Origin of the sequence: Paracidovorax cattleyae (assembly GCF_900104515.1) — a bacterium.
GTDB lineage: Bacteria > Pseudomonadota > Gammaproteobacteria > Burkholderiales > Burkholderiaceae_C > Paracidovorax > Paracidovorax cattleyae.
In genome coordinates this window covers 1-14,907 of sequence record NZ_FNJL01000022.1, presented here as the reverse complement: position 1 = coordinate 14,907, position 14,907 = coordinate 1, and the positions used below count along the sequence as shown (strand labels likewise).

At 61.6% G+C, this 14,907-nt stretch carries 17 protein-coding genes, 1 other RNA gene and 1 pseudogene; 9 read left to right on the top strand and 10 right to left on the bottom strand.

Annotated features, from left to right (window positions below; all coding sequences use genetic code 11):
* Window positions 1-102 precede the first annotated feature (102 nt).
* From ompA to BLR05_RS17185, 5 genes are all read left to right on the top strand, one after another.
* On the top strand, window positions 103-762 hold the full coding sequence (ompA, locus tag BLR05_RS17205; protein ID WP_013594407.1) for an outer membrane protein OmpA: 660 nt from the start codon (window positions 103-105) through the stop codon (window positions 760-762).
* Between the two features lie 82 nt (window positions 763-844).
* Entirely contained in the window at window positions 845-1,561 is a 717-nt protein-coding gene (gene ubiG, locus BLR05_RS17200; protein ID WP_092836426.1) for a bifunctional 2-polyprenyl-6-hydroxyphenol methylase/3-demethylubiquinol 3-O-methyltransferase UbiG, read from the top strand.
* A complete protein-coding gene (locus BLR05_RS17195; RefSeq protein WP_092836425.1) occupies window positions 1,561-2,244 on the top strand; it encodes an HAD-IA family hydrolase in 684 nt (227 codons plus the stop codon). Before ubiG ends, BLR05_RS17195 begins: the two co-directional genes overlap by 1 nt.
* A gap of 12 nt (window positions 2,245-2,256) precedes the next feature.
* Window positions 2,257-2,635: a transfer-messenger RNA gene (ssrA, locus tag BLR05_RS17190) on the top strand.
* Window positions 2,636-3,010: 375 nt separating this feature from the next.
* A complete protein-coding gene (locus tag BLR05_RS17185; protein WP_225979284.1) occupies window positions 3,011-3,601 on the top strand; it encodes an SGNH/GDSL hydrolase family protein in 591 nt (196 codons plus the stop codon).
* Here the strand turns inward: BLR05_RS17185 and BLR05_RS17180 are convergent, their stop codons facing one another.
* Window positions 3,602-5,047, bottom strand: coding sequence for a sensor histidine kinase (locus BLR05_RS17180; RefSeq protein WP_092836424.1), 1,446 nt, complete (start codon window positions 5,045-5,047; stop codon window positions 3,602-3,604). It abuts the gene before it with no gap.
* Window positions 5,037-5,729, bottom strand: a complete 693-nt coding sequence (locus tag BLR05_RS17175; protein WP_092836423.1) for a response regulator transcription factor — start codon at window positions 5,727-5,729, stop codon at window positions 5,037-5,039. Before BLR05_RS17175 ends, BLR05_RS17180 begins: the two co-directional genes overlap by 11 nt.
* Before the next feature lie 156 nt (window positions 5,730-5,885).
* On the opposite strand from BLR05_RS17175, the gene BLR05_RS17170 reads away from it, so the two are divergent.
* The 3 genes from BLR05_RS17170 to BLR05_RS17160 all read left to right on the top strand — a co-directional run bounded on the left by BLR05_RS17170 (window position 5,886) and on the right by BLR05_RS17160 (window position 8,998).
* A complete protein-coding gene (locus BLR05_RS17170; protein ID WP_092836422.1) occupies window positions 5,886-6,308 on the top strand; it encodes a tripartite tricarboxylate transporter TctB family protein in 423 nt (140 codons plus the stop codon).
* Window positions 6,309-6,326: 18 nt separating this feature from the next.
* On the top strand, window positions 6,327-7,850 hold the full coding sequence (locus tag BLR05_RS17165) for a tripartite tricarboxylate transporter permease (protein WP_092836412.1): 1,524 nt from the start codon (window positions 6,327-6,329) through the stop codon (window positions 7,848-7,850).
* Between the two features lie 131 nt (window positions 7,851-7,981).
* On the top strand, window positions 7,982-8,998 hold the full coding sequence (locus BLR05_RS17160) for a Bug family tripartite tricarboxylate transporter substrate binding protein (protein ID WP_092836604.1): 1,017 nt from the start codon (window positions 7,982-7,984) through the stop codon (window positions 8,996-8,998).
* 31 nt (window positions 8,999-9,029) lie between these two features.
* On the opposite strand, the pseudogene BLR05_RS17155 reads toward BLR05_RS17160, so the two are convergent.
* The 3 genes and pseudogenes from BLR05_RS17155 to BLR05_RS17145 form a co-directional block, all read right to left on the bottom strand.
* A pseudogene (locus BLR05_RS17155) lies at window positions 9,030-9,746 on the bottom strand (porin); the annotation flags it as partial.
* Window positions 9,747-10,679: 933 nt separating this feature from the next.
* Complete coding sequence (locus BLR05_RS17150) at window positions 10,680-11,033, bottom strand: DUF1493 family protein (RefSeq protein WP_092836408.1); 354 nt, start codon at window positions 11,031-11,033, stop codon at window positions 10,680-10,682.
* Window positions 11,033-11,422 carry an STM2901 family protein gene (locus BLR05_RS17145; protein ID WP_092836406.1) on the bottom strand — a complete coding sequence of 130 codons (390 nt, stop codon included), beginning with the start codon at window positions 11,420-11,422 and terminating at the stop codon, window positions 11,033-11,035. Before BLR05_RS17145 ends, BLR05_RS17150 begins: the two co-directional genes overlap by 1 nt.
* 442 nt (window positions 11,423-11,864) lie before the next feature.
* Here BLR05_RS17145 and BLR05_RS17140 point away from each other — a divergent pair, with 442 nt between their 5' ends.
* Window positions 11,865-12,677, top strand: a complete 813-nt coding sequence (locus BLR05_RS17140; RefSeq protein WP_092836404.1) for an IS5 family transposase — start codon at window positions 11,865-11,867, stop codon at window positions 12,675-12,677.
* A gap of 6 nt (window positions 12,678-12,683) precedes the next feature.
* Here BLR05_RS17140 and BLR05_RS26040 read toward each other — a convergent pair whose 3' ends face one another.
* The 5 genes from BLR05_RS26040 to BLR05_RS26025 all read right to left on the bottom strand — a co-directional run bounded on the left by BLR05_RS26040 (window position 12,684) and on the right by BLR05_RS26025 (window position 14,827).
* Window positions 12,684-13,028, bottom strand: coding sequence for a DUF8610 domain-containing protein (locus tag BLR05_RS26040; protein ID WP_143015950.1), 345 nt, complete (start codon window positions 13,026-13,028; stop codon window positions 12,684-12,686).
* 84 nt (window positions 13,029-13,112) lie between these two features.
* Window positions 13,113-13,346: a DUF8611 domain-containing protein gene (locus tag BLR05_RS27835; protein ID WP_491896663.1), complete on the bottom strand. Its 234-nt coding sequence runs from the start codon at window positions 13,344-13,346 to the stop codon at window positions 13,113-13,115.
* Window positions 13,270-13,530, bottom strand: coding sequence for a DUF3644 domain-containing protein (locus BLR05_RS27650; protein WP_143015949.1), 261 nt, complete (start codon window positions 13,528-13,530; stop codon window positions 13,270-13,272). Before BLR05_RS27650 ends, BLR05_RS27835 begins: the two co-directional genes overlap by 77 nt.
* A 313-nt stretch (window positions 13,531-13,843) precedes the next feature.
* Window positions 13,844-14,353 carry a DUF1240 domain-containing protein gene (locus BLR05_RS26030; protein ID WP_143015948.1) on the bottom strand — a complete coding sequence of 170 codons (510 nt, stop codon included), beginning with the start codon at window positions 14,351-14,353 and terminating at the stop codon, window positions 13,844-13,846.
* A gap of 3 nt (window positions 14,354-14,356) precedes the next feature.
* Window positions 14,357-14,827 carry a hypothetical protein gene (locus BLR05_RS26025; protein ID WP_143015947.1) on the bottom strand — a complete coding sequence of 157 codons (471 nt, stop codon included), beginning with the start codon at window positions 14,825-14,827 and terminating at the stop codon, window positions 14,357-14,359.
* Window positions 14,828-14,907 lie beyond the last annotated feature (80 nt).

Sequence of the window (14,907 nt, the reverse complement as noted above, 5' to 3'; positions counted from 1 at the left end):
CCTTGTTACGTATGGCACAATCAATTCAGCGTTTTTGGTGATGGTCACTGACGACGTCCATATTCGCAGCGCGGCTGCGGCTTTTTCCCCAAGAGGAGAACCATGAAGAAACTGAACAAAGTGGCGATGTTGTTGGCCTCTGCCGTGCTGGCTACCTCGGCTGGTGCCCAAGTCAAGGCCGCTGACGGCGGCAAGGTGATCGACAACTGGCAAAACGGCACCGGCGAGCTGGTGTGGAAGAACGGCACGAACGAACTGTGCTGGCGCGATGCCAACTGGACGCCCGCCACCGCCGCAGCAGGCTGCGACGGCGCCCTGGTGGCCCAGGCACCGGCACCGGCTCCTGCCGCTGCTCCGGCACCTGCCGCTCCCGCTGCACCCACCCCCGCACCTGCAGCCCCCGTGGCCAACAAGGTGACCTACGCCGCCGACGCTTTCTTCGACTTCGACAAGTCCGTGCTGAAGCCCGAAGGCAAGGCCAAGCTGGACGACCTGGTCTCCAAGGTCAAGAACGTGAACCTGGAAGTCATCATCGCCGTGGGTCACACCGACTCCATCGGTACCGATGCCTACAACCAGAAGCTGTCCGTGCGCCGCGCTGAAGCCGTGAAGGCATACCTCGTGTCCAAGGGCATCGAGAAGAACCGCGTGTACACCGAAGGCAAGGGCGAGAAGCAGCCGATCGCCGACAACAAGACCAAGGAAGGCCGCGCCAAGAACCGCCGCGTGGAAATCGAAGTGGTTGGCACCCGCGCCAACTGATTTCGGTCAGTTCCGCTTCCCTGAAAGCCCCGGTCTCCGGGGCTTTTTTTATGTCCGCAGCAATTGCGGGCACAATTTGCCAATGAGTTCTTCCACCGCCAATGTCGATCCGGCCGAACTGGCCAAATTTTCCGAGCTGGCCCACCGCTGGTGGGATCTCGAAAGCGAATTCCGCCCCCTGCACGAGATCAATCCGCTGCGGTTGGGATGGATCGACGGTCTGGCTCCATTGCTGGGGCAGAGGGTGCTGGACGTCGGCTGTGGCGGAGGCATCCTGGCCGATTCCATGGCCCGCAAAGGCGCGGAGGTGACGGGCATCGATCTCGCCACCAAGTCGCTCAAGGTGGCGCAGCTCCACGCCCTGGAAGCTGGCACGCCCCATATCCAGTACCGCGAGGTCAGCGTCGAGGCGCTGGCAGAAGAGTCACCGGGAGCCTTCGATGTCGTGACCTGCATGGAGATGCTCGAGCATGTTCCCGACCCGGCGTCCGTGGTGCAGGCATGCGCCCGGCTGGTCAAACCCGGCGGGTGGGTGTTTTTCTCGACCATCAACCGCAATGCGAAGGCGTTTCTCCTGGCCATCGTGGGCGCTGAATATGTGTTGGGCATGCTGCCACGGGGAACGCATGAGTATGCGAAGCTGATCAAGCCCAGCGAATTGGCTACCGCATGCCGCACGGCCCGGCTGGACGTCCGGCAGACACGCGGCATGGAATACAACCCCCTTACGCGACGTTATGCACTGAGCGGGGATACCAGCGTGAATTACCTCATGGCATGTCGCCGGGAGGAGGCGTGATGGCGGAAATGCCTCCTTTTCCCTCGCGCGTGAGCGCGGTGCTGTTCGACCTTGACGGCACGCTGGTGGACAGTGCGCCGGACCTCGCCGCGGCCGCCGACAAGATCCGCACGGACCGCGGCCTGCCGTCCCTGCCGCTGGCGGACTACCGGCCCATGGCGGGTGCAGGCGCGCGCGGCATGCTCGCCGTGGCGCTCGGCATGGCTCCCGACCATCCCGGCTTCCCGGCTCTGCGGGAAGAGTTCTTCGCCAACTACGAGGCCTGCATCCATGATCGCACGACCGTGTTCGACGGCGTGGAGGCGCTCGTGGAGCGGCTGGCCCGGGCGAGCGTGCCGTGGGGCGTGGTCACCAACAAGGCCGCGCGCTTTTCCGTACCGCTCACGGAGGCGATCCCCATGTTCCGCACGTCCGGCACGCTGGTCAGCGGCGACACCACGCCCCATGCGAAGCCCCATCCTGCGCCGCTGCTGGAAGCTGCGGCCCGGCTGGGCGTCGCGCCCGGGGAATGCATCTACGTCGGCGACGACGAGCGCGACATCGTTGCCGGGAACGCGGCCGGCATGGGCACGGTCGCCGCGCTGTACGGCTACCTGGGCAACCACAAGGAGCCAGCGCTCTGGGGTGCGCATTGTTCGATTAAATTTCCCCTCGACCTCTTGCAATGGCTCCCGGCAGCCTAAAATGGAGGGTCTGGGGCTGCCCTGGTTTCGACGTGGGTTCGGAATCGGTGTGGTGCATGTCGAGCTTGAGTGGCGCTCGTAAATCTGCATTCAACAAACCAACTGCAAACGACGAACGTTTCGCACTCGCCGCTTAAACACCGGTGAGCCTTGCAACAGCATGCTGACGGGCTGGGCAAGGGGGCCGCAAGGCCTCCCGGCTGCAAGGTTATTCACGTCAGCTGGCCTCCTGCCGGGTACCTTGGCATGGGGTGAGATCCAAGGGTGCTGGCCTTTCTTGCAGCGTGCGACTGCGCGGCTTGGGGGGTGAGATCCAAAACAGACCGCTAAACATGTAGATCTGCCCGAAGAAGGCTTGCGGACGCGGGTTCAATTCCCGCCAGCTCCACCACTCAGGACACCGCCACATGCCGGAAACCCCGGCATGTGGCGGTTTTTTTTGCCTTGTGGGACTCACCCTGCCTCAGCCGCTGTGGTGCTCTATTCCGTCGATCTCCACCGGCTCTGCGTGATTGCATGACCAAGGGGACTTACCAAGTTCCATGTGCTCTATCGCCATGGATGCATTTATTGAAGACTGTAGATTCTCCGCGGCCGGCATTCCGCAGCGGATTTTGGTGGCCGACTCCTGATGGCGCTTCGGTGGCCCTGCTGCCGGCTTCAAAGTATATTGGTGAGACCGTTCGAAAGGCTTCGGATGAGGCCATCGGCAAAATGGCTCGAAGCCACACCTCCCTTCACCTTGATTGCCGTCCCAGTCGACTGCATGAGGAAGTTCATGGGCAAACTAGACGACGTCCTGTGCCGCCTGTTCGGTTATCGCTGTCCGCTGACGGTCGAGCTCGATGGCGACAGCCTGCTGCACGGTTATGGTGTCCCGGTCACGCCGGTGCAGCGCATCCAGGCCGCCCGGCCGCGGTGGAGGCTGGATGACCGAACCGCCAATGGCTTGCGCATGGAAACCGCGATACAGACGTTTCCTTCCGAGCCCCACACGGCCAGGATCATCGTGATCGCCCTGGGTGCCAACGACGCTTTCGGCATGGTGCCTGCCGCCACCTATCGCGCCGATCTCGAAAAGGCCGTGAGCGTGGTGCGCGCGGCCGGGGCCCGGCCGGTTTTCACGGGACTGGCGCGCATGCCTGCCGACCGTTTCCCGGCGGAGTGGATCGCCAACTGGGAGGCGCTCAACGCCGTGATGCACGACATCGCGCAGCGTGAGGGCATCGAGCACGCGGGCTGGGATGCGGATTACCGCGGTGAGCAGGATCTTCAGCCCGATTTCGTCCATCGCTCGCAGGAGGCCAGTGACCGTTTTGCCGAGTTGCTGGTCGCGGCCATCGAGCGCGCAAGGTAGTCATTTCGCTTCCGGCTGCACTGCGGTGGGCAGGTACACGCAGGCGGTCAGGCCGCCTCCGGGTGTCTGCTCCATCTGCACGCGACCCTTCATCAATTCCACGTAGCGGGCCACGATCGCCAGGCCCAGTCCGGCGCCCTGGCCGAGTTGCAGGCCTTGCTCACCCTGCGTCCAGCGCTGGGGCTGCTGCAGGTCCGGTCCGGCGTCCACTCCCGGGCCGTTATCGGCCACGCGCAGCACGGCCCAGGGGGGCGATGGCTCCAGGGTGACGGTGATGCGCGGCGGATGGCCGCGGCCGTAGCGCAGGGCGTTGTCCAGGAGGTTGTTCAGGATGCCCTCGATCAGGCCGGCCTCGCCGCGCACGGCCACGGGCTGGTCCAGGCCCTCGGCGCCCAGGTCCACGCCGAGTTCGTCGGCGCGTGGCAGGTAGCGCAGCAGCACCTTGCGCACCAGGGCTTCCAGCGCCACGGTCTGCAAGGGCAGGGCGATCTCGCCCTCGGCCGCGCGCGCGAGGGCGAGCAACTGGTTCACGGTGCGGCTCGCGCGCTGCTCTGCGTCGGCGATGCCCTGCAGTTCGCTGCGCCACACGGCGGGGTCGTCCTGGGCCAGTGCGTTGGCGGCCTGCGCCCGGATGCCGGCCAATGGCGTGCGAAGTTCGTGGGCCACGTTGCCGGCGAATTCACGTTGCACCTGCAGACCCTGGCGCACGCGGGCCAACAGTCCGTCCAGGGCTTCGCCCAGGCGCTGCACGTCGCTGGTGCGTGCCTGCGCGGTCAGTGTGCCCGGCAGGGGCTGCAGGTCGGCCGCATCGCGCTGCGCCATGGCGTCCTGCAGGTCGGCCAGCGGCCGCAAGTCGCGCTCGATGCCGCGCAGCAGCCACGAACCCAGGGCCACGAGCAACCACAGCTGGGCGAGCACCGAGAACAGCAGCAGCCGGCCCAGCAATTGGGCACGCTGCGACGTGGTCTGGGCCATCACCACGGTGTAGACCGGTGGACCCTCGACGCGCAGCGTGGCGCGCCGCAGTTCGCGGCCGTCCAGCACGATGTCGGAGAAGCCGTAGCGGTGGTCGCCACCGCGGATCCCTCCGCTGGTGCCGCCCGGCAGGCGGTCCGCCGGCAGGCTCTCGTCGCCGCCCACGAATCGGCCGTCGCCATCCCAGACCGCGAAGCGCACGGTTTCATGCTGGTCGAAGCGCAGCAGTTCGGCTTCGCGGGGCGTCAGGTCCAGGTGCAGCGGGCCCTGGGCTCCGCCGCGCACATGTACCGCCAGGGCGTGCGCGTCGTCGAGCAGCGCGCGGTCGAAGGCTTCGGCCACGAAGTGGCTGCCGACCACGAGCACGACGGCGCTGCCCAGGCCCCATATGAGCAGCAGCGACAGCAGCACGTGGCGGCCGATGCGCTGGCGCAGTGCCGGCCTGGCGGCGGGGCGTGCTTCAGGAGGCATCTTCCTCGAGGCTGTAACCCAGGCCGCGCAGCGTGCGGATGGCCGCGCCGCTGCCGGCCAGCTTGCGGCGCAGGCGCGAGACGAAGGCCTCCAGCGCGTTGTCGCCCAGTGCCTCGCCCGCGTCGGACAGGCGCTGCGAGAGGTCGCTCTTGCTCAGCACGCGGCCCGGCGGCGTCATCAGTTCCCAGAGCAGTTCGAATTCGCGCGCCGGCAGCTCCAGTGCCTGCGCGTCCACGCTGCAGCGCCGCGCCTGCCGGTCCAGCTGAAGCCGGCCGACGGTGACGAGGTCGCCGGAGCCGGTGGCGCGGCGGGCCAGCGCGCGCAGGCGGGCTTCCACCTCCTTGAGTTCGTACGGCTTTCCCAGGTAGTCGTCGGCGCCGGCATCCAGGCCGGCGATGCGTTCCTCGGTGCTGTCGCGGGCGCTGAGCACGAGCACCGGCGTGCGGTCTCCGCGCGCCCGCGCGCTGCGCAGCGCCGTGAGGCCGTTGCCCAGGCCGCTGCGCGCCTGCGGGCCGTGGGGCAGGTTGAGGTCCAGCAGCACGGCATCGAAGGGTTGCACCGCCCACCAGTGCTGGGCGTCTTCCACGTTCTGGGCGAGTTCGACGCGGTGGCCCGCGCGTTCGAGTCCCTGTGCCATGGTGCGGCTCAGGACGGGATCGTCTTCCACCAGGAGGATGCGCATCGCGGAAACAGGGACGGGCTACGTGGAAATACGCACGGGCAGGGTCAGCCCGCGATCAGGTTGGGTGGCAATAGTGCCACTGCCAGCATACCCCAGCCACCGGTGCCGCCGCGTGGAAGGAAGGGCGCGGCAGAACCACAGGAGACCGTTTCGATCATGAACAACCGCAATCTCGTCCGGGGCTTCGTCCTCATGGCGCTGGCGCTGGCCTTCGGCCTGCCGTCGGTGCATTACTCGCTGGGCTCGCTCAGCCACGCGGGGCCGGGCCTGTTCCCGTTCATCGTCAGCTGCATGCTGTTCGTGATCGGCGGCATCACGGTGCTGCGCGCGCGGCTGGTGGCGCCCGTGCCGCTGAATTTCAACCCGCGCAACATCGCCATCATCCTGACGAGCCTGTGCGGTTTCGCGCTCATCTCGCATTTCGTGAACATGATCGCGGGCATCGTCTTCCTGGTGTTCTGTTCCGGATTCGCAGGCACGTCGTACTCGGCGGCGCGCAACGTGAAGATCGCGGCGGTGTTGGTCGCCATCGCCTTCGCGTTCCAGAAGCTGCTGGGCCTGAGCCTGCCGCTGTACTGAGCCGAAGGAAGCACCGACATGGACGTCCTGCACAACCTCGCGTTCGGCTTTGGCCACGCGCTCACGATCCAGAACCTGATGTTCTGCGCCCTGGGCTGCACGGTGGGTACCCTGGTGGGGCTGCTGCCCGGCCTGGGCCCGCTGGCCACCATCAGCCTGCTGCTGCCGCTGACCTATTCGATGGACACGACCGGCGCGCTCATCATGCTCGCCGGCATCTACTACGGCGCGCAATACGGCGACAGCGTGAGCGCGATCACGATGAAGATACCGCACGCCAGCAGCATCGTGGCCTGCATCGACGGCTACCAGATGACGCTCAAAGGCAAGACCGGGCTGGCACTGTTCACTGCGGGGGTGTCGAGCTTCATCGGCGGCACGGTGGCGATCGTGGTGCTGGCCTTCCTGGCGCCCAGCCTGGGCGAGGTGGCGTTCCTCTTCGGGCCGCCCGACTACTGTGCGCTGATGCTCGTGGGCTTCGTGTGCGTGAGCTTCGTGACCACGGGCAGCCTGCTCAACGGCCTGGCCATGTGCCTGGTGGGCGTGTTGCTGGGATCGGTGGGCACCGACGTGAACAGCGGTGCGGAGCGCTTCACGCTGGGCCTGCCGTTCCTGGCCGACGGCGTGGGCATCGTGAGCATTGCGCTGGGCTGCTTCGGCATCGCGGAGATCACCAAGAACCTCGATTCACGCGAAGAGCGCTCGCCCTTCAACGGGAAGATCAAGCTGATCCCGACCTGGGCGGAGTTCAAGCGCATCATCCCGAGCGCGCTGCGCGGCAGCGTCGTGGGCTCGGCCCTCGGCATCCTGCCCGGCGGCGGCCCGGTGATCGCGCAGTTCGCCGCCTACGCGCTGGACAAGAAGGTCAGCAAGTACAAGCACGAGATCGGCACCGGCTGCATCGAGGGCGTGGCCGGGCAGGCCGCCGCCGACGAGGCCGCGGCGCGAACCAGCTTCATCCCGCTGATGAGCATCGGCATTCCGGAGAACGCCGTGATGGCGCTGATGATGGCCGCCTTCATCATCAAGGGTATCCAGCCCGGCCCCAACATGATCGCCGGCCACCCCGAGCTGTTCTGGGGGCTGGTGGCCAGCATGTGGATCGGCAACTGCTTCCTGCTGATCCTGAACGTGCCGCTGGTGCGCTACTGGCTGTCGGTGTTCAAGATCCCGTACAACGTGCTGTTCCCGGCGATCCTGTTCTTCTGCTGCATCGGCACCTTCAGCATCAACAACAACCTGGACGACATCTACATCACCGTCGTGTTCGGCGTGCTGGGCTACCTGTTCATGCGGCTGGAGCTGGATCCGTCGCCGCTGATGCTGGGCTTCATCCTGGGACCCATGCTGGAGGAGAACTTCCGCCGGGCCATGCTGCTGTCGCGCGGGAGCTTCGGCGTGTTCGTGTCGCGGCCGATCAGCGGCACGCTGATCGGGCTGGTGTTCGCTTTCATCCTCTGGCAGGTGGTGGCTTTCTTCCGGCAGCGCAAGCAGCCGGAGGCACTGCCGGTGCCCGTACCCGTGGCGGAACCGGGGGCCTGATCCGTCCTGTCGGCATCCGGGCACCTGCACTGCGGGGGCGTCCATCAGGGTAAACAGGGGGCGGTGGGGCGGTGCCGCCCGCGCGGTGCGGCGGCATGATCGGCGCTTTCGACAATGCGCAGGGCTTTCCCATGACCCCCTTCCATCCCAAGGCGGATTCCCGCCTCCTTTCGCCCGGGCGCCGGCAGTTGCTGGCCGCGGGAGCCGCGGCCGGCGGGCTGGGCCTGTGGCCCGGTCTTGCAGGGGCGCAGGCGGCATGGCCCTCGAAGTCCGTGCGGTTCGTGGTGCCGTTCGCGCCGGGAGGCAGCTCCGAGATCGTCGCGCGTTCGACCGCGGCCGAGCTGTCCAAGACGCTGGGCCAGAACGTGTATGTGGACAACAAGCCCGGGGCCGCCGGCAATATCGCCATGTCCGAGGTGGCGCGCGCGGACGACCAGCACACCGTCATCCTGGGGCACATCGGCACGCTCGCCGTCAACCCCTACATCTTCGACAAGCTGCCCTGGTCGCCGAAGGACTTCAAGCCCGTGAGCCTGCTGGCCAAGGTGCCCAGCCTCTACGTGGTGCATCCGGACGTGCCGGCGAAGAACCTGCGCGAGTTCATCGCCCATGCCAAGCGCAATCCCGGCAAGCTGAGCTACGGCTCCGCAGGCAACGGCAGCGCCGGGCACCTGGCGTTCGAGTACCTCAAGATGACCTCCGAGGTCTTCATGCTGCATGTGCCCTACAAGGGGACCGGCCCGATGCTGACCGACCTGCTGTCGGGCCGCGTGGATGCCTCCGCCATCGGCGCCGCCGCCATCATCCCGTTCATCAAGTCCGGCAAGGTCCGCTGCATCGCCACCGGGTCGGCGCAGCGCCTGCCGCAGCTGCCCGACGTGCCCACCGTGGCCGAGCAGGGCTTCCCGGGGTTCGAGATGACCCAGTGGTACGGCATGCTCGCGCCCGCCAGCATGTCCCAGGACCATATCGACAAGCTCGCCGCGGAAACCATGAAGGCCGTCAAGGCGCCCGAGTCGCAGCGCAGGCTGTCCGGCGACGCGGCCGAGGCGATCGGCGGCACGCCGGCCCAGTTCGCGCAGTTCATCGCGACCGAGCAGGAGCGCTGGAAAAAGGTCATCGCGCGGGCGCAGATCAAGCCCGACTGAGCCATGCCACGGGTGCAGGGGTGCACCCGGGTCAGAACGTATGCATCACGCCGGCCGTGAAGCCGGTCGCAGCGCTCTTGTTGGCGGCGCCCTGGTAGCCGCCGCGCCAGTTCGTGCGGTCCAGCTCGGCGTACAGCCGGCTGCGGCGCGAGAGCTTGCATTCGGCGAACAGGATGGCGCGGGTGTAGCCGTCGCCCTGCAGGCCGCTGCGGTCGCGATCGAGGCGGTACACCGATGCCGTCAGGTCGATGGCCGGGGTTGCCGCCCAGGTGCCTCCGACCGAATGCACGCGCTGTACGGTGCGCGCGGTGGCCGAGGTCTCTGCCTTGCTGCGGCCGGTGTTCGCCAGGAGCTTGACGCTGCCGAACTGGTAGGCCACGCCCAGCGTGGCCGCGTCCAGCGCGAGTCCGCTGGCTGTCTTGAAGTCCTGGTATGCCCCGGACACGGTCAGGCCTCCCGCCCGCCGCATAGGCCAGGCCCGCGCAGCGGGAGGATCGCAGGTTGGCGCCCGCGGCGTTCTCGCCCAGCGGCCTCCCAGTCCGACGATGGTCGCGCGGTCGAAAAATTTCGTGGCATTGGCCTGGGTGCCGGTATCGAGGTTCAGCCCGGTTTCCAGGTTGAACACGGCGTGCACGCCGCCGTCCAGGCCCTCGCGGCCGCGCAGGCCGAAGCGGCTGGTGTTGTCCACGCCGCTCGCGATACCCGCGGCCGAGGACGGGCTGGGGGCGTTGGCCGCCTTCATGCTGTTCTCAGCGAGGATAGGCTTCGACTGCGTTATGGATGATTTAGCGGGAAAAAATCTGCCGTATTTCCTAAAATGCATGAGCTGCAGCTTGCGGGGATCTATAGGAAGCGATCAGCCTAAGGACTCCCTAAAATGAGAATTTTAGGAGTTTTGTAGACGAAAATCCTAAAGGGTGATGTGCGAGCGCTGTTGTGTGACAGCAAGCGTTGCATTGCGGCAGGTGAGTAGCTCGCGTCGCGGCATGGCAATGGTGGCGTTACTTAAACTAATGCGGTCCCGCTTGTCGAACACAGACGGCGCACGCGCCTTAGCGACTTCTTGGCCTACACACTAAAGGCGTGGAGGCACAGTCTTTTGAATACGAACCTTCTAATGCGCAAGCGGGGCTATCCTTCAGTCCTGTGGTTTGGCAGGAGATTGAAGATATGCAGACAGCAGGGATGATAAAGCAAGCGCTTTGGCACGCATGCTGGTCAAGGGCAGTCCGCACTCAAGAGGAGGACAGCCAACTGAAGCTATCTCGCGCGGTCTTCCGTGATTTTTGGTCGAGTGCTGGTTGGGTGGGGTTTATGGTCGTTTTGGGGCTTTGTCTGCTCTGCGATACCGGAAAAGTGTACCCAACATTTCCGTCGGATTGGGGAAAGTGTTGCTCTATAGCCGGAGCGTGGCTTGCCGGGTGGGGTACGTGGTTGGGTATCTTGCCCCGCAGGCCTTCTTGGGGAGGGGCTCGGCCGGGCAAACTGGCGCGGGATGGCCTATTTCGATTTTTGTTTGTCCCCGGAGTGCTGCTCTCTGTAACAGGTGCCGGATGGTGGAGCTGACCCCGGGATAAATTTCCCAATCAATCAAGAACTGAGGTGGCGGGCTGGATTGGAATATCGATAATTTTACTACCAAACATATTTCCAGTCAAGTATGCAATCAATTCGATTATTATCATTCGATTTTTTCGGCATCCCACCTTTTTAATTCGACAGCTTTTGCAAGCATACCCAGGGTTAAAGGAACTTTTGCAACCTCCTTTTGAAATTTCCTTCGGAAGCTTGGGAGTGGCAATAATAGCAGTTTCAGCGGATTGAAACCTTCTCCATTGAAGTATCTTTGAAAATCGAATCCCTGGTAGTCCACATTGAATCTATCAAAGAATTTCTCCATGAAATCTACTGCGTCATCGCCTGTAATTCCTAGATCATCCTCGATTGTCGTGGATGGATTGATTTTATTGCTAGGAAATATTCCGGTTTCTTTCCTGATAAAATCTTCGATTTCTGCCATGGAATTTATTGCCATCAGAAAACCTTATCCTCTTCTTTTATTAGCTCATTATAAGCCCGCACAGATTCGGCGGATATTTTGTACGCATCATAGGCTAGCATAACCACTCCGACCACAGGAATTGTTCTGCCTACAAATGTTCCTATATTTTTTACCAATAGTACCTTCAATTGCAGCATGCTCTTCCAGGTGATTGTGGGGAGTATTCGGTGCTTCAATTCAAAAGGAAGAACTTTTCGAGAAACAGCTGAGGCGATAGAAGTTCCCTTTGTTGCTCCCGCAAATTTCCCTCGCGTGGGCAACATTGGATAGCCTGCGATAATCGCGCCTATGGTGGTAACGTCGTCTATTCCGAAGTGACTTGCTGAGGTGTTTACGAACACCAAGAGGCACGCTTTGTCCATATAATAAAAGCCAAACCAAAACCAAACTATGAAAGGCCGCACCAGCATTGAGCCACAAGGCATGCCAAAACCATCATCCAAAAATCGATTTGTCAAGGTCAAACCAAAAAATCCAATACTGGCGCAGCTTTCAGGTCGATCCCAAACCGAGCCAGCATATTAATGATGCATCATTGATGACAATTTGAGCCTGCGCACCATCTTCAAGCTGTGCACAGTGCTGAAGATCAGCCCGGCAGTCATGATGGAAGATGTAGAACTCCGCATGAGTACCCCAAACAGGACGCGAACGGCCGCACTTAAGTGAAGCAGCAACAGAGAATAGTTGTATGCAATTAATTGCATCAGGCCAGCACCGTGGCTTGACGCCCCTCCTAGGTGGGAACTAGAGCGTGTTATGAACTTTGCTCCTCGGAGTGGAAGTCAAAGGTAGAGTCTGCGGATGCCCCGCAAGCCGTACCCGACGGATGTCAGCGATGAAGAATGGAGCTTCGCTGCGCCCTACTTGAGCCTGATGGACCAGCGCGCGCCCCAGCGCGAGCACGATCTGCGCGAAGTCTTCAACGCGTTGCGCTGGCTGGTGCGCGCAGGCGCGCCTTGGCGGATGCTGCCCAACGATCTACCTCCTTGGGAGGCGGTCTACCAGCAAACCCGACGCTGGCTGGAAGCGGGCTGCTTCGAGGCGATGGTGTCGGACCTGCGTTCGATCATCCGCGTGGCGCAAGGGCGCCAGGGACAACCCAGTGCCATGGTGATGGATGGACGGACATTGCAGTCGAGCTGCGAGAGCGGACCGCGTGCGGGTTACGACGGCTACAAGCGCAAGCGAGGCAGCAAGGTTCACATGGCCGTGGACACCCTGGGGCATCTGCTGGCGGTGCATGTCACGCCGGCCGACGAGCAGGAACGCGCACAGGTGCAGAAGTTGTGCGAAGACGTACAGCAGGCCACGGGCCACTCGGTGAAGCGGGGTTGGGCGGATCAAGGCTACACGGGCGAGGCGGCAGCAGAGGCCGCACGGGACAACGGCATCGAGCTGCAGATCGTGAAGCTGCCGGAAGCGAAAAAGGGTTTCGTGCTGCTGCCCCGGCGCTGGGTGGTAGAGCGCAGCTTCGGCTGGCTGGCGAGATTCCGCAGACTCACGCGGGACTACGAGCGCCTACCCGAAGTGCTCGGCGGGCTGCATTTCCTGGTCTTTGCCGTGCTCATGTTGCCTGCAGCCGCACGGGTGCTGGCTGCGGCAGGAAGTTCATAACACGCTCTAGCGTCGTCTCGTGAGCTTCGACTTGTGACGAGCCCACACATCGTCCATATCAGCGGTCTTCAGCGCTTCACGAAGTCGATTGAGTGCTTTCTGAGAATAACCTCTGAATGTTTGGCTCTTACGCCGAAGCTCCCGATAGCAATCCGCCTCATTCTGGAGATTCAGCTCAAAGATCAAAGCATGAGTTCTGGGAGGGCTGAGGCCCAGCTTCGCGGCGAGTTCGTCCCGTCCCAGGTTGAAAACCGTCCACGGATCAATTTCCTGCTTTAGCAGCGCCCCTTCTACGATGTCACCGGGCTTTGCGATCTTGAACGCAAGGTTTGCGTCCTTGGCAATCTTCATTGAGATTGGAATGCCTGTACCGTCCGTGCTGAGAGTCAGTTGCGCAATCTCGGGAAGGATGACCTTCCAGTCTTGTCGCTTTCTTCACTTGGCAATGGCTGCATCAATCTCGGTTTCAGAGACGCGATTGCCATCTTCCTGCATGGCTCCCGAAGCAAACGCCAGGATGGTGCGCAGCTTTGCAGCCGCCTGCGCTCCCTGCCTGCGTCCCGTGGCTAGCAATCTATCGACTTCCGAAAGCTCACTGTTGAGCAGGACAGATAGGACTCGTGGCGGGCGAGTGGAAACAGGCAGGAGTGTACTTCTCCCCCTTGGCATGAATGGAGCCCGTGGATTGAAGGATCATCGCCTTTAGCAGCATCTCGAAGGAATGTTGCAAAAGGATGAGCACCCCATGGCTTCGCCCGGTTTCCGCTGGTCGGTTGAAAAGTTCAATGGACAGAGTGAGGGAATCGGTGGCCCGCTCCAGGAGCGGAGCAACATTTTTCTTCAGTCTCGGCATGGCGCTTCTGTATCGCTTCGTTACCGCGATGATGCACCATGAACGCCGCATGGCCAGCGGCTTGACGGCTTGCAATCAAGTGCAAACCCTACCGGGCCAGCTTTGGGTGGGTTTTTGGGCGGGAGGACACGCTCCCAAAGAAAAAAGCCCAAGTAGCGGACTACTTGGGCTTTGCATCTGGCGGAGAGGGCGGGACAAATTTTCTTTGGCCTAAAAACCCAATCAAATCAAGAACTTAGGTAGCTTGAAGGGTTGAAAACTCTAGAATTTTGCTACCAAACGTGCTACCACGTCAAGCATGTCGTAACTCTTTTCATTGGTTTCTGCTATCGCTCCGGGCCTGTTCCAGTACCCACGCCCTATCTTTCCCAGGCACGCACCATTTGGGATTTTTAACCCAATCATTGAACCATATTGTGGGGTGCCCACGAAGCTCGTTGCATTTTGAGTATCCCAGCTTAGGCATATAATTATATTGCACCAATGTTAGCAAAGGCATTCCGATGACCATAAATGCGGCAGCGGCAAAAACACCAAAATTCAACAGCTTCACCAAAAAATCCACACCTCTACGAATCGGAATCGCCTTCAAGATCGATAATGGCATCATTATCAAAATCAAAGGTATAAATATGACCAAGCTTAACGCGGCCACAGAGATTCTCACAGAGGGAGAACCCTCTCTCAGGTCAGTAATCGACTGAAAAATCTCAGGGATTCCTATGAGATAACAGAGAATTAAAAATGCCATAGAAAGAGGCAGTCCGAACCAAATAGTTTTACGGACATTACGCGTCTCTTGATTCAAATCACTGCCAGCCAATTTTTATCTCCTGCATATAGGGCATAGCCAATTTATCATTTCCTGATTTGTTTTTCGCTCGGTGTTTTTCACGCCGCGCCTCAAACCATCCAACCAAGATTCTGATTTTTCATCAATTTTATACAAACCTTCACTTATATTTGTGGGAAGGTTTTTTAGAGCCGCTACAACTTTGTTTTTAATCTGATATTTTTCATCAGCATAATTCAATATAACACCTGCACCGAAAGCGGCAAGCGCCATTACTATAAGTGGCGCCACTGCTATTGCAGTTAAAGAGCCTGCATATAAACCGAATGCATAGGCCACCAGCCCACCCAACCCACCTTTGACAGCCTCAACGCCGATCCCGCCCACGAGATCATACATAGTCTTTTCACTATTGAAAACAAAATCTATAATTTCAATACCTGTGGAAACAGTAACGCCAAGAATAAATCCACCAATCGCAATACCCTTTAGGGAACCTCTCACAACCCCTGATCCGAGCCCAGCATCAAGGCTATCCGCACACATTCACCTGCTTCGGGAGCGCGATAGCAACTGCCCTGGGG